The sequence below is a fragment of the Streptomyces sp. NPDC052012 genome, from assembly GCF_040689265.1.
Taxonomy (GTDB): Bacteria; Actinomycetota; Actinomycetes; order Streptomycetales; family Streptomycetaceae; genus Streptomyces.
Genome location: NZ_JBFAXA010000035.1, coordinates 1 through 24620 on the forward strand (window position 1 = coordinate 1; position 24620 = coordinate 24620).

Genomic DNA, 24620 nt, shown 5'->3' on the forward strand with positions numbered 1-24620 from the left:
GACCGAGGACGGACACCACCGCCCCGGCCCCGCCCCACCCACCACCCGTAGGCGCTACGCGCACCCCCACCGAAGCCGCACTGGCGCCGCAGGCATGGCCACAGCAACCCCCCACCACCACCAGGGAACCGAACCCGAACCGCCCGGCGTATTCGTAGGGAGGTGCGGATGTCAGTCCCAGCGGCAATACTTGCCGCGACGGATGACCATGGGGGAGGTCAAGTGACACTGACACATACACGGAACGGCGAGCCACCACAGGCACAACCGACGGCACAACCGACGGCACCACCGCGCCGCACCGCGCTGGCGGAGGGCACCGACCGCCTACGCCAGGCCGCCACCACAGAACCCGGCCGCCTCCGCATCATCGGCGCCGTCCTCGCCGCCCTCGTCCTCACCTTCGGCGCCGTCACCGCCTGGCAGATGACCGACCGCGCGTCCGCCGCCGACGCCGTCCTCACCAGCAGCCAGCCCCTCAGCTCCGACGCCGCCGACATCTACCGTTCCCTCGCGGACGCCAACACCGCGGCGTCCAGCGGCTTCCTGGCCGGCGGCCAGGAGACCGCCGCCTCCCGCGACCGGTACGAGAAGGACATCCGCACGGCCGCCGCCAAACTCGTCAACGCCGCGGCCAACGCCGACCCGGACTCCCCCTCCACCCGGACCATCGCCAAGCTCAACCGCCTGCTTCCCGAGTACAAGGGCCTGGTGGAGCGCGCCCGCACCTACAACCGCCAGGGCTTCCCGGTCGGCGGCGCCTACCTCCGTTACGCCAACGAGAAGATGCAGCAGGAGATGCTCCCGGCCGCGGAGGACCTGTACACCAAGGAGAACCAACGCCTGCAGTCCGACTACGCGAACGCGACGCCCTACCCCTGGCTCGCCATCGCCCTCGGCACCCTCACCCTCGCCGCCCTCGCCTGGGCCCAGCACCGCAACTACCGGCGCACCAACCGCGTCCTCAACCACGGCCTGGTCGCGGCCACCGCGGCCACCACGGTCGTCCTCCTGTGGCTGACCGTCGGCCACACGGTCGCCCGCTCCGGCCTGAACGACTCGCACGACCACGGCGTCCGTTCCCTGAAGGTCCTGCACGACGCCCGCATCGCCTCCCTGAAGGCCCGCGGCAACGAGAACCTCACGCTCGTCGCCCGCGGCGCGGAGACGAAGAAGATCGGCGACAAGACCGTCGACGCGTACGACCACGACTTCGAACGCGACATGGACACCCTCGCCAAGGGCCTCACCCGCGCCGGTGAACTCGCGGACGACGACAAGGGCGAGAAGCCGGTCACGTCCGCCGTCAGCAACATGACCGAGTGGCACAAGCGCCACGACGCGGCCCGCGAGCAGGACGAGAACGGCAACTACCAGCAGGCGCTGGACAGGGTGATCGGCGCGAAGGGTGCGACCGGCGAGTGCTTCGACAGCGTCGACGCCAACCTCGCCACCGCGCTCGCGCACGAGCAGAACGAGTTCAAGCGGGCGGCGACCGACGGCCGGGACGCGCTGACGGGCCTGCCGGTGGGCGCGGCCGTCCTCGCCGTCCTCGGCGCGCTGGGCGCCGTGCTCGGCATCGGCCGCAGGCTGTCGGAGTACCGGTGAAAGGGGGCGTGATGACGAAGGCACGACGTGTGCGAGCCGGCCTGAGGGGCTGGGGCGGAGTAGGCGCGATGGCGACGGCCTGCGCCGTGGCCCTGATCTTCGCGCTGCTGCTCACCTGCACGGGCTCCGCGGTCCACGACACGGACGCGGCACCCGCGGCCCAGGCGGCAGCGGGGACGGGGGCAAGGACGGCGGCGGAGGCGGACGCGGCGGAGGACTGCACAGCCCCGGAGAAGCAGACCCTCTCCCCCTCCGACGCCGACGGCCCCACCATCGAGGCGATCAAGAACCGCCAGGGCGAGAAGCGCAAGCTGATCGTCGGCGTGGACCAGAACAGCTACCGCTGGGGCTACCGCAACCCCAACGGCAGCGACAGCGCACAGCTCGAGGGCTTCGACATCGACCTGGTGCGCCGCATCGCCGAGGACATACTCGGCGACCCGGACGCGGTCCAGTTCAAGGCGATCCCCACCGACCAGCGCATCCCGGCGATCCAGGACGGCCGCGTCGACCTGGTCGTCCGCACCATGACGATCAACTGCTCGCGCCTGGAGGAAGTGGCGTTCTCCGCCCCGTACTTCGAGACGGGCCAGCAGGTCCTGGCGCCGAAGTCCTCCCCGATCGAGGGGTACGACGAGACCCTCGCGAACCAGGAGATCTGCACCGCGACGGGCTCGACGGCGTACGCGAAGCTGGAGGAGGACAAGAAGAAGGGCGACCTGCCGGCGTCCACGGACATCTCCACCACGGTCCCCAACCAGCTCGACTGCCTGGTGCGGCTGCAGCTCGGCGAGGTGGACGCGGTCGTCAACGACGGGGCGCTCGCGGCGAGCCAGGCCGCGCAGGACCCGACGGTGGAACTCAAGGGCGACGCCTTCACGACCGAGTACTACGGCGTGGCGATGAAGAAGGACGCGGACGATCTGGTACGCCGGGTGAACCAGATCCTGGTCGACTTCCGCAAGGACACGGCGGACGGCTGGCAGGCGTCGTACGACAAGTGGTTGTCGGCGACACTGGTCGGGGATTCATCCAAGTCGGAGCCACCGGCACCGGAGTACCTGCGCAAGAGCTGACCGTCCCCGACCGAGCCACGTCAGGAACCACGACCGGCCCCCACGACCGGACCCAACCCGCAACGAGAGGTGATCGATGGGCGACACGGACCCCGCCGGGCCGGTGATGGACCGGGACGAGGTGGACCGTGCGCTGGCGCGGCTCGGCGCCGAGCACGAGGCGATCGAGACCTCGCTCCTCGCCCTGCAGGACCACGCGGGCCGAAGACTCCTGGAGGGCGCCGAGCTCACGGGCCGCACCGCGGAGCGCTGGAAGACCACGGAGGCGGCGATCACGCTGCTGTGGACGTACTTCGACGCGTACACGGGCGCGTTGCGCACCGCCCGGGAGATCCGGTCCCGCCGCCGCTGGTCCAGCCGCGAGGACCTGGCGGAGCTGACGGAACTGCTGCGGGGCGAGTCCGTCACGGTCGCGGGCTCGGCGGCCGCCACCGCCAACGCGCCGACGCTGCACGGCGCGCGGGGAAGCCGCCTGACCGAACGCTACTCGCTCGCCACCCTCGTCGACCGGATGAACGAGCTGTACGCGTCCTCGCTGGACGTGGTCGTCGCCGCCGACGCGGTGTGGTCGGCGCTGCCCGCGCGGATAGATTTACTGGCCGCCGAACTCCAGCGCACCCGCAAGCTCGCCCACTCCGTGGGTGTACGCCCCGGCGAGCACCCGGCGGGCGACGACCTGGAGCGCATCACCCGCACCCTCAGCCGGCTGCGCGAGGAGGTCGTGTCCGACCCGCTGGCGTTCTGGCAGCCGGCCGAGGGCAGTTCGGCGCCGGGCGGCGGGAAGCCCGACACCACCGTGTACGACCGTGAGGCGCGCGCCCTGGAGGACGTGCGCCGGGAGATCGACGCGGTGCTGACGGTCCGCCAGGACGCGGAGAAGCGCATCGTGCGCCTGCGGGACGTGCTGTCCCGCGCCGACCGCACGCTCGCCGAGGCCCGTACGGCGCGCGGTGAGGTGCTGGCGAAGATCGCCGCGACGGAAGTGCCGGTGGTCAGCGGTCCGCCGACCGTGCTGCAGGAGCAGCTGGCGACGGCCGCGGAGTACCGCAGACACGCGCAGTGGCACCGCCTGTCGCCGCTGCTGGAGTCGCTGGAGCAGAAGGCGGAGGACGAACTGCTGCGCGCCCGGGAGTCGTTGACCGCGGTCACCGCCCCGCTGGCGGTCCGTGCCGAGCTGCGCGGCCGACTGGACGCGTACAAGGCGAAGGTGGCCCGGCACGGTCTGGCGGAGGATTCGCTGCTGGTCGAGCGGTACGAGAAGGCGCGCCGCATGCTGTGGAGCGCGCCCTGTGACCTGCGCGCCGCCGAGCAGGCCGTGCTGCGCTACCAGCAGGCGGCGGCCGAACTGCTCGGCTCCGCACCGCGGGTGCCCGGCCAGGGCGGTCCCGAGGACCGGCGGGGGTCCGGCGCATGAGCGACGAGGGGGAGGCACCATGACGGCGATCCAGCCACAGAACGAACCACCGAACCACCCACCGGCGCCGCCCCCGGGCGAGCCCCCGAATCATCCGCCGGCCCCACCGGTCCCGCCCCAGAGCGGCCCCCCGGCCGAAGCCGCGAGCCCCTCGGGGTCCGCGGCTCCCCGCGCCTGCCAGCGCCCCGGCTGCGGCGGCACGTACGAGGACGTGGGGGGCGGCGAGCTGTACTGCGACACCTGCGGCCTCGCCCCGGTCGTGTCGTCGAGCGGCATGGTCGGCTCGACCCCGACCGGCATCACCGCCGGCGGCAAGGGCTCGCGCGGTTCGGCGGGCAGCGGGAGTTCGCGTTCCAGCAGCCGCAGTGCGCGGACGTCGTCGCAGTCGTCGAAGTCCCGCCGCTCGGTGTCGGGGCGCCTCTCGCGCTCGCTGTCGGGCCGCAGCACGGGCCGCTCGGTGTCGGTGCGCAGCTCCGGCTCCGCCGCGGGCTCCTCGGGCCGTGGCCGACTCGGTGCCGGGCTGGTGTCGGTGCCTCCGATCCCGCGGCCCGATCCGCGGGCGATGGTGCTGGACAATCCGGAGGTGCCGGAGCGCAAGCGGTTCTGCTCGCGTTCGGACTGCGGTGCGCCGGTGGGCCGGGCGCGCGGCGGCCGGCCGGGCCGCACGGAGGGCTTCTGCACCAAGTGCGGGCACCCGTACTCGTTCGTCCCGAAGCTGCGCGCCGGGGACGTGGTGCACGGCCAGTACGAGGTGGTCGGCTGTCTGGCGCACGGCGGTCTCGGCTGGATCTACCTCGCGGTGGACCGGGCGGTCTCGGACCGCTGGGTGGTGCTGAAGGGTCTGCTGGACACCGGCGACCAGGACGCGATGGCGGCGGCGATCTCCGAGCGGCGCTTCCTCGCGGAGATCGAGCACGCCAACATCGTGCGGATCTACAACTTCGTGGAGCACCTCGACCAGCGCACCGGCTCCCTCGACGGCTACATCGTCATGGAGTACGTCGGCGGCAAGTCGCTGAAGGAGATCGCCAACGCACGCCGCACACCGGAGGGCAGGCGTGATCCGCTGCCGGTGGAGCAGGCCTGCGCGTACGGCATCGAGGCGCTCGAGGCCCTCGGCCATCTGCACAGCAGAAACCTTCTGTACTGCGACTTCAAGGTCGACAACGCGATCCAGACAGAGGACCAGCTGAAGCTGATCGACATGGGCGCGGTGCGCAGGATGGACGACGAGGAGTCGGCCATCTACGGCACGGTCGGCTATCAGGCGCCCGAGGTGGCCGAGGCCGGTCCCTCGGTGGCCTCCGACCTGTACACGGTCGCCCGGACGCTCGCCGTCCTCACGTTCGACTTCCAGGGCTACACCAACGTCTTCGTGGACTCGCTGCCCGACCCGGACACCATCGAGGTCTTCCGGCAGTACGAGTCGTTCTACCGGCTGCTGGTCCGCGCCACGGACCCGGACCCTGCGCGCAGGTTCGCCTCCGCGCAGGAGATGAGCGAGCAGCTGACGGGCGTCCTGCGCGAGGTGGTCTCCCTCCAGACGGGCCGGGCCCGCCCGTCGCTGTCCACCTTGTTCGGCCCGGAACTCCGCGTCACGGACACGGACCTGTTCCCGGTGCTGGACGGCGAGGTCTCCGCGCTGGGCGCCCGCCCGCTGCCCACCCGGCAGAAGGGCGCGCTCCCCTCCCCTGCTTCCTTCACCGGCGCCGCGGGTGCCCTGCGGCCCGGCGGCGGAGCCGCCCTTGCGCCGGGTGCCGGGGTGCCCACGCTCGTGCGGCCCGTCAACACCGCGGCCGCCGCGCTCGCGCTGCCCGTGCCGCACGTGGACCCGTCCGACCCCAACGCGGGTTTCCTCGCGGGCCTGTTGACCTCCGCTCCCGGTGAGCTGATCAACGCGCTCGCCGCCGCGCCCGCTCCGTCGGCCGAGACCCGGCTCCGGCAGGTCCGGGCCTGGCTGGAGACCGGCGAGTCGGGCACCGCGCTGGAGGCGCTGCGCGTGCTGGAGGAGCAGGATCCCGACGACTGGCGGGTGGTCTGGTACCGCGGGGTGGCCGGTCTGGTCACCGGCGACCACGAGGCCGCCGCGCTCGCCTTCGACGCGATCTACGACGCGTTTCCCGGCGAGATCGCCCCCAAGCTGGCCCTCGCCCTGTGCGCGGAGGTGCTGGGCCAGTTGGACAACGCCGCCGAGTACTACCGCCTGGTGTGGTCGACCGACCCGAGCTATGTGAGCGCGGCGTTCGGTCTCGCCCGGGTCCAGCTCGCGACGGGTGACCGGTCCGGTGCCGTACGGACGCTGGAGTCGGTGCCGGAGGCGTCGATCCACTACACGGCCGCGCGTGTGGCGGCCGTACGGGCGCGGCTGCGCGGACGCACGGCCGCCCCCGGTGACGTACGGTTCCTGGACGATCTGACCGCCGCCGCCGGTCAGGTCGAGGCCCTGGAGGCGTACGGCCTGGATCCGGCGCGCCGGGAACAGTTGTCGGCCGAGGTCCTCGGCTGTGCGCTGGACTGGGTACTCTCCGGGGGCCAGGGTTCCGTTCTCTCCCCGGCAGGGGGACGGACGCTGCTCGGCAGCGGGCTGGACGAGCGGGGCCTGCGCTTCGGTCTGGAGCGCTCGTACCGCATGCTGGCCCGGCTGGCGCGGAGCGGTGAGGAGAGGATCGACCTGGTGGAACGTGCCAACCGTTACCGCCCCCGGACGTGGGTGTAGTTGATGTCGCAGATGCCTCAGCAGGCCGCTCTGTCGAAATGCCCGAGCTGCGAGGAACCCCTCGAGTCGGGTGATCGTTTCTGCGGTGCGTGCGGATACGACCTGTCCGCCGTTCCCGCGCGGCCGCAGGACCAGCCCACGATCGCCATGAACGGCTCGGTGCCGTCCCCGAGCCCGCCGGAGCGCGGCTATCCCCCGCTCCCGCCCGGGCCTCCGGCCGCGCGCCCCGCCGAACCGGCCTGGCCGGCCGCCCCCGACGGCACCGCCGCCCAGACCCCGCCCCACCGCCCGACCGACCTCCCTGGCACCGACTCGGCCGGGGACGCCCTGCCCGGCACAGACCCGGGCGCCGCCCGGCCCGGTGAGCCCCACCGGCCCGGCCACGGCGGCCACGCCACCCCCGGCACGGCAGGACGCCTGGACGCGGCATCCGGTCCCGGCGGCCCCGCCGCGACCGGGCACACCGCCCCGGCCGGCGGCCCTGTTCCGCCTCCGGCGCCCGCCGCGCCTCCCGCGTCGGCGGCGAACCCCGCCGCGCCCCCGCCCTCGGGCGTGCGCTTCGACCGGCCGGCCGAGCCGGACCTGCCGTCGCCCGCCCCTGCGCACTCCCCCCGGACCCCCCAGACCCCCGGCGGGGTCTACCAGCCCGCCCAGCCCGACGACTACCCACTCCAGGCACCGGACCCCCGCGTGGCCGCCGACCCGGCGCGGACGCAGCCCGCGGACGGGGCCGTGTGCGTGGCCTGCCGCGCGGGGCGGGTGGACGACGACGGCTACTGCGAGAACTGCGGCCACGCCCAGCCGCGCGAACGGGACCATATGGAACAGGAATGCGGCCCCGTGGCCGCGGTCAGCGACCGTGGCCTGCGCCACCACCGCAACGAGGACGCGTTCGCCATCGGCACCACGGCGCTGCCCGACGGCTCCCCCGCCTCCGTGGCGATCGTCTGTGACGGCGTCTCCTCGGCGACCCGCCCGGACGAGGCCTCGCTGGCCGCCTCCCGCGCGGCGAGCGAGTCGCTGCTCGCGGCACTGCCGCGCGGCACGCACCCGCAGCAGGCGATGCACGACGCGATCCTCGCCGCCGCCGACGCGGTCAACGCCCTCGCCGACGAGCCCTCCGGTGCCCGGGAGCACGCCCCGCACCAGAACGCCCCGGCCTGCACGATCGTCGGCACGGTCGTCACCAGCGGCCTGCTGATCGTCGGCTGGGTCGGCGACAGCCGCGCCTACTGGGTGCCGGTGGACCGCTCCGCGCCGCCGGCCCGGCTCACCGAGGACGACTCCTGGGCCGCACAGATGGTCGCCGCGGGTCTGATGGGCGAGGCGGAGGCGTACGCCGACCAGCGTGCCCACGCGATCACCGGCTGGCTCGGCGCGGACGCCTACGAACTGGAGCCGCACACCGCGTCGTTCAAGCCGGACCGGCCCGGCCTGGTCGTGGTCTGCACCGACGGCCTGTGGAACTACGCGGAGTCCGCCGAGGAGATGGCCGAGGTGGTGCCCACGGACGCGGCCGTGCGCCCGCTGCACAGCGCCCGGGTGCTGGTCGGTCATGCCCTGGACGGCGGGGGCCACGACAACGTAACAGTGGCTCTGGTGCCGTTCCCCGCCGCCGCTCAGGGGGCAGGATCGGCCTGAGGCCGCGTACGGGCCGGGCACGAGCCGCGTAGGGCGGGCCTCTTGCGGGGAAGTATCAACGGGCCGGAGGGGACCGGTCCGTCATCCGACGTCGCCCCGCGCCTCGCGGGGGCATTGAGGGGGATCGAAGCTGGCATGGCCAAATTCTCGAAGTCGAACGTGCCCCAGTTCTCGGTGGACGTGTACCAGAACGAGTACCTGCCGGAGGGTGCCGGCGAGGTCAACGCCATCGTCACGGTGACCGCGACCGGCGGCGGCACCATCGGCAGCGCGGTGACGGCACCGCACCTGTACGCGCCGGGCGAGGGCCCGTCGGCGGCCGTCGTGCTGATGGTCGACTGCTCGGGTTCGATGGACTACCCGCCGACGAAGATGCGCAACGCCCGCGATGCCACGGCCGCCGCGATCGACGCCCTGCGCGACGGGGTCCACTTCGCGGTCGTCGGCGGCACGCACGTGGCGAAGGAGATCTACCCCGGCGGCGGGCGTCTCGCGGTCGCCGGCGCCACCACCCGCGATCAGGCCAAGCAGGCGCTGCGCAAGCTGAGCGCGGGCGGCGGCACGGCCATCGGCACCTGGCTGCGGCTGGCCGACACGCTGCTGGCGTCGGCGGACGTGGCGATCCGGCACGGCATCCTGCTCACCGACGGCCGCAACGAGCACGAGTCGCCCGAGGATCTGAAGGCGGCCCTGGAGGCCTGCGCCGGGCGCTTCACCTGCGACGCCCGCGGGGTGGGCACCGACTGGGAAGTGAAAGAAGTCACAGGGATCGCCTCGGCGCTGCTCGGCACCGCCGACATCGTCGCCGACCCGGCCGGACTGGCCGCCGACTTCACGCAGATGATGGAGACGGCGATGGGCAAGGAGGTCGCGGACGTCTCCCTGCGGCTGTGGACCCCGGTGGGCACGACTGTGAAATTCGTCAAGCAGGTCGCGCCCACGGTCGAGGAGCTCACCGACCGCCGCGCCGAGGCGGGTCCGCGGGCCGGCGACTACCCGCTCGGCTCCTGGGGTGACGAGTCCCGCGACTACCACGTGTGTGTCGAGGTGCCGCCCGCGGGCATCGGGCAGGAGATGCTCGCGGCCCGTCTGTCCCTGGTGATTCCGCAGCCGGACGGCAGTGTGGAGAACCTCGGGGCGCAGGGCCTGGTGCGGGCGGTGTGGACCGACGACATGGCCGCGTCGACGTCCATCAACCCCCAGGTCGCGCACTACACCGGGCAGGCCGAACTGGCACAAGCCATCCAACAGGGGCTCGATCTGCGCAAAGCGGGCGATTTCGATGGAGCAACGGCCAAACTGGGCCGTGCCGTTCAGCTCGCGAGTGCCTCCGGCAACGCGGATACTGCGAAACTGCTTGCGAAGGTGGTGGACGTCGTGGACGCCGCGACCGGTACTGTGCGACTGAAGGCGAAGGTCGAGGAGGCCGACGAGATGACGCTCGAGACTCGGTCCACCAAGACTGTTCGTGTAAAGAAGTGACCTGTACGTCCCGCACGTGCCTGTAAGTGAACGAGCCTGACCCCTTGGGGTTGGAGAAATCCGGTCGGATGCGGCCGGAAAAGGAGAGGGGGAAGCGCCGACATGCCGACCTGCCCGAACGGACACCAGTCGGGTTCCGACGACTGGTGCGAGGTCTGCGGTCACCGCATGGCGGGTGCCGTGCCTCCACCTCCTCCCCCGCCGCCCGCGCCCGGCGGCGGCTACGGCTTCCCGTCCCCCGGCGGCCAGCAGGGGCACGGTGGCCCCGGCGGTTTCGGCGGCGGCCAGCCCGAGCTGTGCCCGCAGTGCCGCACGCCGCGTGAGGGCGGCGCGCCGTTCTGTGAGGAGTGCCGCTGGAACTTCCTGACGAACACGGCGACCTCGTACACCCCGCCCGCCCCACGTCCGCAGGCCCCCGGCCCGGGCGGTCACTACCAGCAGCCGCCCGGCCCGTCGTACGGCGGCGGCGACTCCTACGACTACCAGGGCTCGCGTCCCTCGCAGATGAACCGCCCCGCCGAGCCGATCCCGCCGGGTCCGCCCGGGTACGGCGGCCAGGGCGGTCACGGCGCTCCGCAGGGGTACCAGTCCGGACCGCCGGCCCCGCCCGGATACCCGCAGGAGACCGGCCGGCAGCAGCAGGGCGGTCCGTCCTACGGCGGTGACGACGACTGGGTGATCTCCCCGCCGACGGGCGGCCCCGGGCAGCAGGGCGGCGGCTACGGCTATCCGCAGCCCGGCGCGACCCAGGCGCCGCAGGGCCCCGGCGGCTACGGCCAGCAGCACCAGGGCCCGGCCACCTGGACGGCGACCATCGGTCCCGACCGTGAGTACTTCATGGCGATGATGCAGCGCTCCGGCCCCGAGGCCGCGGGCCTGAACCTGCCCGCGTACTCGCCGGAGCAGCAGCGCACGCTCACCGGCAACCAGGTCACCATCGGCCGCCGCCGCCACTCCACCGGCGACACCCCCGACATCGACCTGTCGACGCCGCCGGAGGATCCGGGCGTCTCGCACCAGCACGCGGTGCTGGTGCAGCAGCCGGACGGCAGCTGGGCGGTCGTCGACCAGAACTCGACGAACGGCACGACGGTCAACGGCGGCGAGGAGCCCATCCAGCCCTTCGTCCCGGTCCCGCTCCAGGACGGCGACCGGGTGCACGTGGGCGCCTGGACGACCATCACCATCCGCCGGGGCTAGAGACTGCTCAGTCCTGCCCGGAGGGCGGCGGCCAGACGTCCGGGCCGCCCGGGTCGTCCAGCCAGGCCCGGGTGTCGTCGCCGTCGACGGTGAGGCCGTAGCGTTCGCGCTGCGGCCTTCCCGTGCGCTCCCACACCTCGTACGCCTCCCGCGGGTCGAGGCTGCCCGCGGTCAGCGCCAGCAGGAAGCGGAACAGGTCGTTCTGTACAGCCTCGTCCGGCAGCCCCGTCACATCGGGCGGCGTCGGCCGCGCCCGGCTCGCGCCGCGCAGCGGGACGAAGTAGGCGGGGGTGTGCAGGAAGCGGCCCTCGGCGTGGCCGGCGTCGCGCACGGTGAGGGCGATGACGCCGGTGGCGTACGGGGCGAGGATCCGGCCGCCGGGGCGGCACTGCGCCGGCCAGGCGGGCGGGATCGAGGGCAGGGCGCAGGTCGCGATGATCCGGTCGAAGGGGGCGCGTGCGGGGACGCCGCGGGCGCCGTCGCCGGTGACGACGGCCGGGTGGTGGCCGGCGGCGGCCAGATGCCGGCGGGCCGACTCGGTGATCTCCGGGTCGAGGTCGATCGTGGTGACCAGGTCGTCGTCGCCGAGCCGGTGGGCTAGCAGGGCGGCGTTGTAGCCGCTGCCGGTGCCGATCTCCAGGACCCGGTCGCCGTCCCGGACGCCGAGGGCGGCCAGCATCTGCGCCATCAGGGACGGCTGGCTGCTGGAGGAGAGCAGCTCGCCGTCGCGCAGCAGGGTCGCCAGCGGGGTGTCCTGGTAGGCGCCCCGCAGCCACCGCTCACGCGCCTCGGGGTCGGGGCTCTCGCCCCACCGGCGCTCGTAGCCGCCGACGACGCCGACGTAGTAGGACGGCACGAACAGGTGCCGGGGCACCGCCGCGAACACCTCGCGCCAGACGGGGTCGTCGTCGAAGGCCCCGCTCGCCTCGATCTCCCGCACCAGCGCGTCGCGCGCCGGGACGGCGAGTTCCTCCAGCTCCGGCCGCACCGCATGCCCGCCCATGCCTCCACGGTACGGGCGCACCGGCCGCCGGGGGCGGGTCCTAGGGGGTGTCCGCAAAGTCGCGTCGTCCGCCCGAAGGGCGGGCCCTGCGGCGTCCGGTGCGTGCTCTCGGTGTGCCGGGCGGACATCCGCGTACTGGTTGTACTCGGGTGTCCGCCCGGTGCGGCGAGAGGGCGTGCCGGGCGTCGCGGGGCAGGCGGGACTTTGCGGACACCCCCTAGGGCTTGAGTCCTATGCCGGCCGGTCTGAGACCATGGACGGCGTGACAGAGATTCGGCGCGGCACGCTTCAGGAGCAGACCTTCTACGAGCAGGTCGGCGGGGAGGAGACCTTCCGCCGGCTCGTCCACCGTTTCTACCAGGGTGTGGCCGAGGACCCGCTGCTGCGGCCCATGTATCCCGAGGAGGACCTGGGCCCGGCCGAGGAGCGGCTCGCGCTGTTCCTCATGCAGTACTGGGGCGGTCCGACGACGTACAGCGAGAACCGGGGTCATCCGCGGCTGCGGATGCGGCACGTGCCGTTCAAGGTCGACCGCGCGGCGCACGACGCCTGGCTGAAGCACATGCGGGACGCCGTGGACGAGCTGGGGCTGTCCGAGGAGCACGAGCAGACCCTGTGGAAGTACCTGACGTACGCCGCCGCCTCGATGATCAACACCCCGGACTGATCCCCTCGGCGGCCCGGTCGGCTGTGCGGAATCCGGTCCCGCGTCGCCGGTATCCGGTCACGATCCGGTCAAGTCCGGGCTACAAGCGCTTACCCCCGGCCGGTCACCTCTGACACCATCGCCCGGAGGTCTGGACAACACGGGCGGGGGGCTCGGGTGGGGAGCGCGGGAGGTCTGGCGAGGTTCGTCCTCGCCCGTGCGCGGGCCCACCGGCCGCTGCTCGCCGCCGCCCTGCTCACCGTCCTGCTGACGACCGCGGTCCTGGCGACCCTCACGGCGTACTCCGCCGCCATCGGCGACGCGGCCCTGCGCCACGCGCTGGGCGACCGGCGCAGCGCCGCCGACACCACCCTCGTCGTCGAGGCGGACGTACCGGCTCACGCGCGTGCCGACGCCGAGGCGGCCGTCCGCGAGGGTGCGCGCAAGGCCTTCGACGGGCTGCCGGTGACGCTGCGCACCCTCACCCGCTCCGGCCCGTACGTCCTTCCCCGCTCCCTGCAGCCCGCGGCCGAGCGCGCCACGACCGACGACCCCGACCTCACGCACTTCGCGGCACTGGACCCGGCCCAGGTGCGGATCACCGCGGGCCGCATGCCCCGCGCCGCCGGCGCCGCGACGGTCGAGGCCGCGCTGCCCGAGGCCGCCGCCCGCCGCCTCGGCCTGGAACCCGGCACCCGTCTCTCCCTCACCGACCGCCTCGGCGGCCCGTCGGTGCCGGTGCGGATCACCGGCGTGTACCGGCCCGTGGACGTCACCCGGCCATACTGGCGACTGGACGAGCTGCGCGGCCGCGGCACCGTCGAGGTCGACTTCACCACGTACGGCCCGCTGCTCGCCGCCCCGTCCGTGCTGGCCGGTGAGCGGGTCAGTGCCGGCGGGACGTCGTGGCTGGCGTCGGCCGACTTCGCCTCGCTGCGCACCGAGCGGATCGACGCGCTGCGCGAGGCCATGCGCGCCGGCACCGCCGCCCTGCGCGAGGACCCCGCCCTGGACGGTGCGGCGGACGCGACGAGCGCGCTGCCCACCGTCCTCGACCGGGTCGAGCGCTCACTGCTCGTCTCCCGCTCCACCCTGCTGATCATCGCTCTCCAGCTGGCCCTCCTCGCCGTCTGCACGCTGCTGCTCGTGGCGAGGCTGCTGAGCGCCGAACGCGCGGGCGAGACCCGGCTGGTGCGGGCGCGCGGCGGGTCCCGCGCCCAGGTCGCCCGGCTCGCCGCGCTGGAGGCGCTGCTGCTGGCCGTGCCCGCCGCGGCCTGCGCCCCGCTGCTCGCGGGCCCGCTGACCGGTCTGCTCGCAGGGCAGGGCGCGCTGGCCCGGATCGGGCTGCGTCTGGACACCTCGGTCGGTGACGTGGCCGGGCGCGGCACGGTGTGGCTGGTGGCGGCGGACGTGGCGCTGGGCTGCGCCCTGGCCGTCACGGTGCCGGCCCTGACGTCGTCCGTGTCGTTGTCCGCGTCCGGCCGGGCCCGCTCGCTGCCCGGTGCGGTGCGCGCGGGTGCGGACGTGGGGCTGCTGGCGGTGGCCGCGGTCGCGTACTGGCAGCTGAGCCGGCAGCCGTCCGGCGCGGTGAGCCGTGACCTCGCCGTCGACCCGCTGCTGGTGACCGCCCCGGCGCTGGCGCTGCTGGCCGGCACGGTGCTGACGCTGCGGCTGCTGCCGCCGGTGGCGCGGCTGGCCGAGCGGCGGGCGGCCGGCAGTCGCGGGCTGCCGGGGGCGCTGGCGGGCTGGCAGTTCAGCCGCCGCCCGATGCGCGGCGCCGGCCCCGTGCTGCTGCTGGTGCTGGCCGTGGCGCTCGGCATGCTGGCGATCGGCCAGGGCTCCTCGTGGGAGCGCTCGCAGGACGACCAGGCGGACTTCCGGGCCGGTGCCCAGGTGCGGGTGCTGGCCGCCGGTGACAGCGAGCCGGGCCGCACGGCGGCGTACGCGGCGGTCCCCGGCGTCCGTACGGCCGCCGCCGCGTACCGTACGGCGGTGCCGCTGTCCGGCAACCGCAGCGCGACCGTGCTCGCGCTGGACACCGCGCACGCACGCGAGACGGTGCTGATGCGCTCCGACCTGGCCGCCGAGCCGGCCGGCGTCCTGCTCGCCGGGCTCACGCCGAAGGGCGGGACGACGGGTGTGCGGATCCCGGCGGACACGCGGCGGCTGACGCTGACGGCGCGGATCGCGGGCGCCGCGGCGGACACGGCGGTCGAGGTGCGGGCCACGCTCGTCGACGCGTACGGCGTCCCGTACAAGCTCCCCCTCGGCCGGCTCTCCGCCGACGGGCGCACCCACCCCCTCGGCCTGGACCTCGCCGCCGCCTCCGAAGGCCCCCCGGGTGTCCTGACGCTGACCGGGCTGCAGCTCGACCTGACCCAGCCGCTCGGGCGCGCAGAGCAGCACCGCTTCACCGCGACCGCGCTGACCGCCACGGACGGCGACGGCCGGGACCGGCGGCTGGCGCTCCCCGCGGCGTCCTCCGACTGGGCGCTGTCCGCGAAGACCGGCGGCACCGTCTCCTCGCCCGACGCCCGCACCAGCCCGACCCGGCCCCGGCTCACCTCCGCCGACCCGCTGACCTTCGCCTACGGCACCGGCTACCTCCCCCGGGAGAGCTCCTGGGCGGCCTCGCCGGTCACCGTCCGGATGCAGCTGCCGCAGCGGGAGACGCCGGAGGTCACCGGCGTGGCCACGGACCGCTATCTGGCCTCGACCGGCACCCGCACCGGGCAGCGGGTGGACGTCACGGTCGACGGCGTGACGGTGCCGGTGCGGATCACGCACGCGGTGCGGGAGCTGCCGTCCGCGCCGTCCGGCGGGGCGGCCGACGGCGGGGCCCTGCTGCTGGACCTGCGGTCGGTCAACCGGGTCCTCCAGGCCCGCCACGGCGAAGGGGTGGCGCCCACCGAGTGGTGGCTGCGGACCGCGCCGGGCGCGTCCGCGCGGGTGGCCGACGCACTGCGGGCGCGGCCCGATGTCGATCCGTCCCGGGTGGTGGTGCGCGACGAGATCGCCGCGGAGCTGCGCGACGACCCGTTCGGCGCCGGTCCCGAGGCGGCGTTCGGCGCGGCGGCGCTCGCGGCGGCGGCCCTGACGGCGGTCGGTTTCGCGGTGAGCGCGGCGGGGGCGCTGCGGGCGCGGTCCGCCGAGTTCGCGGTCCTGCGTGCCCTGGGCGCCTCGCGACGGCGGCTGGCGCGGGTGGTGCTGCTGGAGCACGGCGTGCTGGTCGCTCTGGCGCTGGCGGTGGGTGTGCTGCTCGGGACGGTCCTGGCGCGGGCGGTGATCCCGCTGATCATGCTGACGTCCGAGGCCTCCCGCCCGGTACCGGAGGTCCTGGTGGAACTCCCGCCCGGCCGGGTCGCGCTGCTGCTGGCCGCGGTCGCGCTGGCACCCCTCCTGGTCACCGCGGCGCTGTCCCTGCGCCGCGCGGACCCGGTGACGGCGCTGCGGGAACGGGGAGGCGAGTGAGGTGACCGACCGGATCCCACGGTCCAGGCTGGTCGCGCCCTGGGTGCGGACCCGGTTGCGGGCCGCGCCCGGGGCCGCGCTGGCGCTGGCGCTGCTGGTGGCGGTGACGGCGTTTCTCGCCGCCGCGCTGCCCCGTGCCGTGGACCGGTACGGGGACGCGGGGTTGCGCCGGGCCATGGAGTCGGCCGGAGCCGACCGCGTCACCGTGCGGATGACGGCGCCGCAGCCCGCCTTCGGGCTGTCGCAGCAGGAGCGGGAGACCGCCCTGCGCGGCGCCGCGCTGAGCGCGTACCAGGCCGAGATCCTCGATCTGACCCGGCGCTTCCTCCCCGTCGACCCCGGCCAGTCCTCCTACGGGGTGCGGACCGCCGAGGACGAGGAGATGTCCGAGTCCTGGCTGCCCCGGCCGGACGGGCTGCCCGCACGGCTGGGCCTGGCCGCCCAGCACGGGCTCGCCGAGCACTCCCGGCTGCGGGACGGCCGGCTGCCCCGGGCGCCGGAGCGGGTCACCGCGGCCACGGCCGTCGTCGAGGGCGCCGTGACCACCGACACGGCCCGGGACCTGAACATCGAGGTCGGCTCGGTCCTCCGCTTCCCGGGCGTGGAACGCGGCCCGCTCTCGGTGCGGATCACCGGCATCGTCGAGCCCCGCACACCGGACGGCGCCTACTGGTCGGCCGACCCGCTGCTGCGCACCCCCACCCTGACGGTCCTCGCCGGCGACCCGGAGATGCGGCAGTACTGGAAGGGCGTCCTGCTGCTGCCGCCCGACGCGGCCCCTGCGCTGCTGGGCACCCCGATGGACCCCTGGCGCTACTGGCAGCCCGTCCCGGCCGTCGGCGACCTGCACGCCCACGAGGCATCCCGGCTGCAGTCCGCCGTCGCCTCCCTGGAGTCCGGGCCGGGCCGGCAGCGGGTGCGCGCGGCCACCTCACCCGACATCGCGACGAGCACGGAGCTGGACGAGGTGCTCGCCGAGTACACGAGGCTGCGCTCCGCCATCGGTCCCATGGTCGCGGTCGCCGCCTTCGGCACCGGCACCGTCGCCGCGGTCGTCCTGCTCATGGCGGGCGGTCTGGCCGCGGACCGGCGCCGCGGCGAGCTCACGCTGCTGCGCGCCCGTGGCGGCTCCCTGCGGGGCGTCGCCGGCCGGCTGCTGGCCGAGACGGCCGTGGTCGTGGTGCCCGCGGCCGGTGCGGGGCTGGCGGCCGCGTGGTTCCTGCTCCCCGACGCCCGGCCGGCCCACGCCGTGGCGGCCGCCGCTGCCGTCGCCGTGCTCGCCTGTCTCGCCCTGCCGCTGCGGGCCGTCGCCGCGCACCGGGCCGTGCGTGTCCACGCGGCCCGCGAGGACGCCGCCACGGCCCGGCCCTCCCGGCGCCGTACCGTCGCCGAACTCACCCTGCTCGCCCTGGCGGTGGGCGCGGTGGTGGCGCTGCGCACGCGGGGCACGTCGGACGGGGCGGACGCCTCCGGGGACCAGTTGGTGTCCCTGGCTCCCGTGCTGGTGGCGGTGATCGCCGCCTTCGTGCTGGTGCGGCTGTACCCGTTGCCGCTGCGCGGTCTGGCCCGTCCGGCCGGGCGGCTGAGGGGCGTGGTCGGCCCGCTGTCCCTGGCGCGCGCCGGCCGCGCCTCCGGCTCGGCGGTGCTGCCCCTGCTGGCGCTGCTCACCGCGCTGACCACGGCCGCGTTCGGTGGTTCCGTCCTCACCGGCGTGGCCGAGGCGCGGGACCGGGCGGCCGTGCTCACCGTCGGCGCCGACGCCCGCGTGGAGTCCCTGCACGCGCTGCCGTCCACGCTGGCGGAGCGGGTCCGGGGGGTGCCCGGCGTACGGGATGTCACCGCGGTGGGCATCTCCTACAACGCCCGCCCGCTGGACGGCGAGCAGACCGTCCCGGTGGCGGGCGTGGACCCGGCGGACTATGCGGCACTCGCGCGGCGGACGGGGGTGGGGGCGTTCGACCGGGAGGCGCTGGCGGCGCAGAGGTCGCCGGGGCCGCCGGAGTCAGCGGGAGCGGCGGAGCCGCGGGAATCGGCGGAATCACCAGGAGCGCAGGACTCGCACGGGTCCCCGCAGCCCGTGCCCGCCCTGGCCTCCCCCGACGTCGCCGAGCGCTACGGCACCCGCCCCTTCCTCGTGCGTATGGAGGACGGCAGTTCCGTCACGGTACGGATCGCGCTGGTGCGGGAGCGCACCCCGGCCGTGTCCGGCGCGGCGTTCCTGGTCGTGGACCGCTCCGCGCTGTCCGCCCGTGCCGCCCGCCCGACCGCACTGCTGGCGACCGGCGCCCCCGACGGTGCGGCACTGCGCCGGGCGGCGGGCACCGGGCCGACGGTGCAGATCCGCGCCGAGGAGCGCGCCGGGTACGTCGACTCGCCCCTGCAGTCCGGCGCCGAGCGCGTCTACACCGCGGCGGTGGCGGCCGGCGCCGGCTATGCCGTCCTCGCCCTGCTGCTGACCCTGCTGCGCGCCGCCCCCGAGCGGGCCGCGCTGCTGGCCCGGCTGCGCACCATGGGCCTGACCCGGGCCCAGGGCCGCCGCCTGCTCGTCCTGGAGTCCCTGCCGCAGTCCCTGCTCGCGGCGCTGGGCGGCGCCCTCACGGCCTGGGCCACCATCCGGCTGCTCGCCCCCGGCATCGACCTGACCACCATCGCCGTCCCGGCCACCACCTCCCCGCCGGGCCGGGCCGCGCTGCACACCGACTGGGTGGCGCTGCTGGTACCGGCACTGGTGGTCGTGGTGCTCACCGTAGGGATCGCGGTGGTGCAGGCGTGGTGGACGAGCCGCCGGGGCTCGGTACGCGAGCTGAGGGTGGGCGATGCCCGATGACCCCGCTGCCGCCACGGCACCCCGCGATCGCATCCGGAGGAGGAGGTCCCCGATGACCACGAATCCCACCCTGGCCGACCTGGCCCACCGCGTCACGGCGGACCGCGACCGCCCGGCCTTCGGCCATGACGCGCTCATCACCTGCGACCGTCTGGTGCGTGTCTTCACCGCGGACGGCGTGGAGGTGCAGGCCCTGCAAGGGCTGGACCTGCTGGTCCGTGAGGGCGAGCTGATGGCGCTCGTCGGCGCCTCCGGCAGCGGCAAGTCGACCCTGATGAACATCCTCGCCGGACTGGACACCCCGACCGCCGGTGCCGCCCGCGTGGCCGGCCGCGATCTGCTCACGATGACCGCCCGGGACCGGCTCGCCTACCGCCGCGAGGTCGTCGGCTTCGTCTGGCAGCAGACCTCCCGCAATCTGCTGCCCTATCTCACCTCGGCACAGAACGTCGCCCTGCCGATGCAGCTACGCGGTGGTGCCGGAACCGGACGGGGCCGGGGCCGCGCCGCCCGCCGGGCCCGCGCCGAACGGGTGCTGGAGCTCCTGGAGCTGCTGGAGGTCGCCGACTGCCGTGACCGCCGCCCGCACGAGATGTCCGGCGGTCAGCAGCAGCGGGTCGCCATCGCCGTGGCCCTCGCGGGCGATCCGTCCGTGCTGCTCGCCGACGAGCCGACGGGCGAACTCGACTCCCACACCGCGGAGCAGATCTTCGCCGCGTTCCGCACCGCGAACGAGCGGCTCGGCACCACCATCGTGATCGTCACCCACGACCAGGCGGTGGCGAGCGAGGTCCGCCGCACGGTCGCCATCCGCGACGGCCGCACCTCCACGGAGGTCCTGCGCCGCAGCGAGGTCGACGAGACCACCGGCCACGAGCGGGTCGTCGCCCGCGAGTACGCGATGCTGGACCGCGCGGGCCGGCTTCAGCTGCCCGCCGAGTACACCAAGGCCCTGGGCATGCGTGACCGCGTGGCCCTGGAACTGGAGGAGGACCACATAGGAGTCTGGCCGGACGACGCCGGGGAGTGAACGCGCCCCTCAAGGGGCGCGGGACTCACGTAAGGGGCGCGGGACTCACCGCACGCTGAGCCCGAGAGCCCCGGCCCCCGCCCGACGCAGGGCGATCGACCCGTAAGCCGTCCGCAACCGCAGCCATGCCCCGGACGACAACAACACGGGATCGGCACCCCGGAGGAACCCCAGTGCCTGTGCGGCATGCACCGCCCGCACCGGCAGCCCCGTCTCCCCGACGGTCCGCGACCAGATCTCCCGCCCGATCCGGTCGAGCTCGGCCCGTGTACGCGACTCGGGCGCCAACGCCTCCGTGCGGGACCGGAATTCAGCAACGCTGGCGGCGACGAGGGACCGCAGCGCGTCCACCGCCGGAAGCCCGGCCACCGGCACCCAGCCGCCGCGCGGCGGCAGCACCCCGGCCCACGGCGGTCCGGTCACCGCACCCGGCACGACGGCCGTGGCGGCGGCCTCGTCCACCGACTCGAGCAGCTCACCGGCGGAGACGGTGAGGTCGAGGGTGACGTCGAGCCCGTTCTCGTACGGCTTGGCGAGCCGCACCGCGCGGACGGCCAGCACCTCGAAGGACGGCGGCCGGCCGAAGACGGCCAGCGCGGTCCCGGCCGCCTGCATCCGCACGGCCGCCGAACGGTCGTAGTGGAGCAGCCGGGAGAGGAAGGCCGCGAGATCCGCCGCCTCCCCCTCGTCGGCGAGGTGGAGCACCGTCATGCGGCGACGGCCTCCTCCTCGTCACCGGCGCGGTCCTCTTGCCCGGTGTCGTCCGTGTACTCCTGGAGGAACTCCCGCTCCTCCTCGGTGATCCGGCGGGGCCGCTGTGCCTCGAAGTCGAACGGCACGATCACGGTCGACGCCCGGACGTAGATCTGGTCGCCGTCCTTCACCTCGTAGGCGATGGTGAAGGACGCCGCCCGTATCTCCGTGACCCACAGTTCGATGTCGACCGGGTGGTGCCGGTGGACGAGCTGCCTCTTGTAGTCGATCTCATGGCGCGCCACCACGGACCCCTGCTTGAACTCCTTGTCCGGGCGGAACAGGAAGTCGATACGGGCTTCCTCCAGGTAGCGGAGGAAGACGACGTTGTTAACGTGGCCGTACGCGTCCATGTCCGCCCAGCGCAGCGGGCAGCGGTAGATGTGCCGCAAGATCGATCAGCCCCGGGTCAGCTTCTTGTAGGTGGCGCGGTGCGGACGCGCGGCGTCCGGACCCAGCCGCTCGATCTTGTTCTTCTCGTACGACTCGAAGTTGCCCTCGAACCAGAACCACTTGGAGTCACCCTCGTAGGCGAGGATGTGCGTGGCCACGCGGTCCAGGAACCACCGGTCGTGGGAGACGACCACGGCGCAGCCGGGGAACTCCAGCAGCGCGTTCTCCAGGGAGCTGAGCGTCTCGACGTCCAGGTCGTTGGTCGGCTCGTCGAGGAGCAGCAGGTTGCCGCCCTGCTTGAGGGTGAGCGCGAGGTTCAGGCGGTTGCGCTCACCGCCGGAGAGCACCCCGGCCGGCTTCTGCTGGTCCGGGCCCTTGAAGCCGAACGCGGAGACGTACGCACGCGAGGGCATCTCGACCTGGCCGACGTTGATGTAGTCGAGCTCGTCGGAGACGACCGCCCACAGCGTCTTCTTGGGGTCGATGTTCTCGCGGCTCTGGTCGACGTACGAGATCTTGACGGTGTCGCCGACCTTGATGTTGCCGGAGTCGGGCTGCTCCAGCCCCTGGATCATCTTGAACAGGGTGGTCTTGCCGGCGCCGTTCGGGCCGATGACACCGACGATGCCGTTGCGCGGCAGCGTGAAGCTCAGGTCGTCGATGAGGACCTTCTCGCCGAAGGCCTTGCTGAGGTTGTTGACCTCGACGACGACGTTGCCCAGACGCGGGCCCGGCGGGATCTGGATCTCCTCGAAGTCCAGCTTCCGCATCTTCTCGGCCTCGGCGGCCATCTCCTCGTACCGGGCGAGACGCGCCTTGGACTTGGCCTGGCGGCCCTTGGCGTTGGACCGCACCCACTCGAGCTCTTCCTTGAGCCGCTTGGCGCGCTTGGCGTCCTTCTGGCCCTCGACCTTGAGACGGGCCTGCTTGGTCTCCAGGTACGTGGAGTAGTTGCCCTGGTACGGGTAGGCGCGACCGCGGTCGAGCTCCAGGATCCACTCGGCGACGTTGTCCAGGAAGTACCGGTCGTGGGTGATGGCCACGACGGTGCCCTCGTACTTGGCGAGGTGCTGCTCCAGCCAGTTCACCGACTCGGCGTCGAGGTGGTTGGTGGGCTCGTCGAGCAGCAGCAGGTCGGGCTGTTCGAGCAGCAGCTTGCACAGGGCGACGCGGCGGCGCTCACCACCGGAGAGGTTGGTGACGGGCCAGTCGCCGGGCGGGCAGCCGAGGGCGTCCATGGCCTGCTCGAGCTGGGCGTCGAGGTCCCAGGCGCCTGCGTGGTCCAGCTCCTCCTGGAGCTTGCCCATCTCCTCGAGGAGCGCGTCGGAGTAGTCGGTCGCCATCAGTTCGGCGATCTCGTTGAACCGGTCGAGCTTGCCCTTGATCTCCGCGACACCCTCCTGGACGTTCTCCAGGACGGTCTTGTCCTCGCTCAGCGGGGGCTCCTGCAGCAGGATACCGACGCTGTACCCGGGCGAGAGGAACGCGTCACCGTTCGACGGCTGCTCCAGCCCCGCCATGATCTTCAGAACGGTCGACTTACCGGCGCCGTTCGGGCCGACGACGCCGATCTTCGCCCCCGGCAGGAAGTTCAGGGTGACGTCGTCGAGGATCACCTTGTCGCCGTGCGCTTTGCGCGCCTTGCGCATGGTGTAAATGAACTCAGCCAAGAGAAACCGTCCGGCAGCTTGAAATCAGGCAGTGGGCAGATACACCCCATCTTGCCGCACCGCCACCCCTGGGCGGAAACCAGTATGGGGCGGCGGTGCTGACCTGGGGCTTCAGTGGCGGCGGCGGGCGATGACCAGGCCCGCTCCGCCGACGATCACCAGGGCGATCGCGGTGCCCGCGATCCAGGGGGTGGCCGCGGACGCGCCGGTTTCGGCCAGGTCGCTGTCGTCGGGGGTGCCGGCCAGGGGCGTGGGGCTCGGGTCGGTCAGGGACTGGGTGGCGGTGCCGGTCTCCGCGGCGCGGGTGCGGCAGTCGAGCAGGCCGGTGAAGCGCTTCTCGAATCCGTCCGGGCCGTGGACGGTGAAGTCGTACGTCCGGTCCTCGCTGAGTGGGACCGTCACCGTGCGTGACGCACCGGCCGCGATGATGTACTTCAGGCCCATCACCTCGAAGGTGAAGGGCGCCTCGCCGGGATTGGTGGCGGTGATGTCCACCCCGCCCTTGGCGCAGTTCTCGCGGGCGGACACCGCCGGTATCGCGCCCTTCGCGGCCCAGCTCGCACCGGCCGTCGCCGAGACCGTCGACTCGCTGGAGCCCGCCAGGATCTGTGTCTGGCTGCGGCTGTCGGAGGCGAACGCCCTACCGACCGGCACCGTGGTCGAGGCGTGCACGGTGAGCTCGGCGGTGTCGGCCGGCGCGTCCTCGGGCACGTCGAAGTACAGCCGGCTGCCGTCGGCCGCGGTGGTGACGGGCTTGCCGTCCTGGTCGACGATCCGCACGCCGCTGGTGGCGGCGTCCGCGGGCGGCGAGACCGTCACGCCGCGGGCGTCGGTGCGTACGGTGACCGGGCCGAGCCGCTCGCCGGGGCGGCCCGAGACCGCGGGCGGGTCCAGGGCCAGCGACGCCCTGGGCTCCGGCTCGTCGCGGGCGCTCCTGTGCAGGTAGTCCGCGAGCTGCTCGGCCTGCGGGTCGACGGCGTCGACGTCCACGTCGTCGGAGTAGCGCCAGACCGCCACCTGGGTGCCCGCCGCCGCGTCCTGTTCGGTGAGCCGGCCCCGGACGCCCGCCTTCTTCGCGAGCGCCGCGAGGTCGTTCACCTGGGGGTAGGAGTGGTGCAGGATCCAGCGGATCCGGCCGGCGTTGTCGTTGGTGCCCAGCGAGGTCCCGCTCCAGGGGGTCTCGTGGTACCGGGCGTCCCTCTGCGTGGGGGTGTGGATGTCGACGCAGTACGTCTGCAGCGTGCCGCCGCCCTCGACGGACATCTCGAACAGGCCCGCGGAGATCTGCTGCTCCCCCGCGGCGCCGCGTATCACGGCCGCGCCGTAGGTCTTCAGCCCGGTGATGGTCGCGGTCGCTCCGCTGCGGTACTGCCCGGTCCCGGTGTCGTCGGCCGCGGCGGCCGTCCCGGCCCCGGCCCCGGCCAGCAGACCGGCGGCGAGTCCCGCCACCAGGGTCCCGGCGGCGAGGCGGGCCGCCCCACGCTCGCGCGTGGACGACGCAGAGAACGAAGCAGACACCGAATTCCCTTCCGAGCAGGACCCGTTGACGTGGGGGGGCGGTCCCACCAGCAGAATCACCGGCCCCCAGAGCCCCAGGAGCCATTTCGGCATCCTAAGGACCTGGCATGACGCGCCGGCCGGTGATCCCGTCGGACGGCTGATCCGACTCGGAATCGTTATCGCCGCATGC

The 24620-nt window shown here is 73.9% G+C and carries 16 protein-coding genes; 11 read left to right on the forward strand and 5 right to left on the reverse strand.

What is annotated here, in order from left to right; all coding sequences use genetic code 11:
- Positions 1–222 precede the first annotated feature (222 nt).
- From AB0412_RS33515 to AB0412_RS33545, 7 genes are all read left to right on the forward strand, one after another.
- Positions 223–1608, forward strand: coding sequence for a hypothetical protein (locus AB0412_RS33515; RefSeq protein ID WP_366406373.1), 1386 nt, complete (start codon positions 223–225; stop codon positions 1606–1608).
- Between the two features lie 11 nt (positions 1609–1619).
- Positions 1620–2684 carry a glutamate ABC transporter substrate-binding protein gene (locus tag AB0412_RS33520; protein WP_366406374.1) on the forward strand — a complete coding sequence of 355 codons (1065 nt, stop codon included), beginning with the start codon at positions 1620–1622 and terminating at the stop codon, positions 2682–2684.
- A gap of 76 nt (positions 2685–2760) precedes the next feature.
- Positions 2761–4098 carry a hypothetical protein gene (locus AB0412_RS33525; RefSeq protein ID WP_366406375.1) on the forward strand — a complete coding sequence of 446 codons (1338 nt, stop codon included), beginning with the start codon at positions 2761–2763 and terminating at the stop codon, positions 4096–4098.
- 19 nt (positions 4099–4117) lie between these two features.
- Positions 4118–6814, forward strand: coding sequence for a tetratricopeptide repeat protein (locus AB0412_RS33530; protein WP_366406376.1), 2697 nt, complete (start codon positions 4118–4120; stop codon positions 6812–6814).
- Positions 6815–6817: 3 nt separating this feature from the next.
- Positions 6818–8455 carry a protein phosphatase 2C domain-containing protein gene (locus AB0412_RS33535; RefSeq protein ID WP_366406377.1) on the forward strand — a complete coding sequence of 546 codons (1638 nt, stop codon included), beginning with the start codon at positions 6818–6820 and terminating at the stop codon, positions 8453–8455.
- A 135-nt stretch (positions 8456–8590) separates the two neighbouring features.
- Complete coding sequence (locus tag AB0412_RS33540; protein ID WP_366406378.1) at positions 8591–9937, forward strand: VWA domain-containing protein; 1347 nt, start codon at positions 8591–8593, stop codon at positions 9935–9937.
- Positions 9938–10039: 102 nt separating this feature from the next.
- Positions 10040–11137, forward strand: a complete 1098-nt coding sequence (locus tag AB0412_RS33545; RefSeq protein ID WP_366406379.1) for an FHA domain-containing protein — start codon at positions 10040–10042, stop codon at positions 11135–11137.
- Between the two features lie 7 nt (positions 11138–11144).
- Here AB0412_RS33545 and AB0412_RS33550 read toward each other — a convergent pair whose 3' ends face one another.
- A complete protein-coding gene (locus AB0412_RS33550) occupies positions 11145–12140 on the reverse strand; it encodes a methyltransferase domain-containing protein (protein WP_366406380.1) in 996 nt (331 codons plus the stop codon).
- 253 nt (positions 12141–12393) lie between these two features.
- Between AB0412_RS33550 and AB0412_RS33555 the strand changes: the two genes are divergently transcribed.
- The 4 genes from AB0412_RS33555 (at position 12394) to AB0412_RS33570 (ending at position 20114) form a co-directional block, all read left to right on the forward strand.
- Positions 12394–12807, forward strand: a complete 414-nt coding sequence (locus tag AB0412_RS33555) for a globin (RefSeq protein WP_366406381.1) — start codon at positions 12394–12396, stop codon at positions 12805–12807.
- Positions 12808–12963: 156 nt separating this feature from the next.
- Complete coding sequence (locus tag AB0412_RS33560) at positions 12964–16257, forward strand: ABC transporter permease (RefSeq protein ID WP_366406382.1); 3294 nt, start codon at positions 12964–12966, stop codon at positions 16255–16257.
- A gap of 1 nt (position 16258) precedes the next feature.
- Positions 16259–19084: an FtsX-like permease family protein gene (locus AB0412_RS33565; protein WP_366406383.1), complete on the forward strand. Its 2826-nt coding sequence runs from the start codon at positions 16259–16261 to the stop codon at positions 19082–19084.
- Between the two features lie 52 nt (positions 19085–19136).
- Positions 19137–20114, forward strand: a complete 978-nt coding sequence (locus tag AB0412_RS33570; protein WP_366406384.1) for an ABC transporter ATP-binding protein — start codon at positions 19137–19139, stop codon at positions 20112–20114.
- Positions 20115–20159: 45 nt separating this feature from the next.
- Here AB0412_RS33570 and AB0412_RS33575 read toward each other — a convergent pair whose 3' ends face one another.
- The 4 genes from AB0412_RS33575 to AB0412_RS33590 form a co-directional block, all read right to left on the reverse strand.
- On the reverse strand, positions 20160–20825 hold the full coding sequence (locus AB0412_RS33575) for a hypothetical protein (RefSeq protein ID WP_366406385.1): 666 nt from the start codon (positions 20823–20825) through the stop codon (positions 20160–20162).
- Positions 20822–21259, reverse strand: coding sequence for a thioesterase family protein (locus AB0412_RS33580; RefSeq protein ID WP_366406386.1), 438 nt, complete (start codon positions 21257–21259; stop codon positions 20822–20824). Before AB0412_RS33580 ends, AB0412_RS33575 begins: the two co-directional genes overlap by 4 nt.
- Positions 21260–21265: 6 nt before the next feature.
- Positions 21266–22930 (reverse strand): energy-dependent translational throttle protein EttA, encoded by a 1665-nt coding sequence (gene ettA / locus AB0412_RS33585; protein WP_366406387.1) that lies wholly within the window; start codon positions 22928–22930, stop codon positions 21266–21268.
- 111 nt (positions 22931–23041) lie between these two features.
- Positions 23042–24448 (reverse strand): Cys-Gln thioester bond-forming surface protein, encoded by a 1407-nt coding sequence (locus AB0412_RS33590; RefSeq protein WP_366406388.1) that lies wholly within the window; start codon positions 24446–24448, stop codon positions 23042–23044.
- Positions 24449–24620 lie beyond the last annotated feature (172 nt).

What these genes read in the sequence shown, in the direction of transcription:
- AB0412_RS33520 (WP_366406374.1), top strand. Translation starts at nt 1,620, where the DNA reads ATGACGAAGGCACGACGTGTGCGAGCCGGCCTGAGGGGCTGGGGCGGA.
- AB0412_RS33525 (WP_366406375.1), top strand. Translation starts at nt 2,761, where the DNA reads ATGGGCGACACGGACCCCGCCGGGCCGGTGATGGACCGGGACGAGGTG.
- AB0412_RS33530 (WP_366406376.1), top strand. Translation starts at nt 4,118, where the DNA reads ATGACGGCGATCCAGCCACAGAACGAACCACCGAACCACCCACCGGCG.
- AB0412_RS33535 (WP_366406377.1), top strand. Translation starts at nt 6,818, where the DNA reads ATGTCGCAGATGCCTCAGCAGGCCGCTCTGTCGAAATGCCCGAGCTGC.
- AB0412_RS33540 (WP_366406378.1), top strand. Translation starts at nt 8,591, where the DNA reads ATGGCCAAATTCTCGAAGTCGAACGTGCCCCAGTTCTCGGTGGACGTG.
- AB0412_RS33545 (WP_366406379.1), top strand. Translation starts at nt 10,040, where the DNA reads ATGCCGACCTGCCCGAACGGACACCAGTCGGGTTCCGACGACTGGTGC.
- AB0412_RS33550 (WP_366406380.1), bottom strand. Translation starts at nt 12,140, where the DNA reads ATGGGCGGGCATGCGGTGCGGCCGGAGCTGGAGGAACTCGCCGTCCCG.
- AB0412_RS33555 (WP_366406381.1), top strand. Translation starts at nt 12,394, where the DNA reads ATGGACGGCGTGACAGAGATTCGGCGCGGCACGCTTCAGGAGCAGACC.
- AB0412_RS33570 (WP_366406384.1), top strand. Translation starts at nt 19,137, where the DNA reads ATGACCACGAATCCCACCCTGGCCGACCTGGCCCACCGCGTCACGGCG.
- AB0412_RS33575 (WP_366406385.1), bottom strand. Translation starts at nt 20,825, where the DNA reads ATGACGGTGCTCCACCTCGCCGACGAGGGGGAGGCGGCGGATCTCGCG.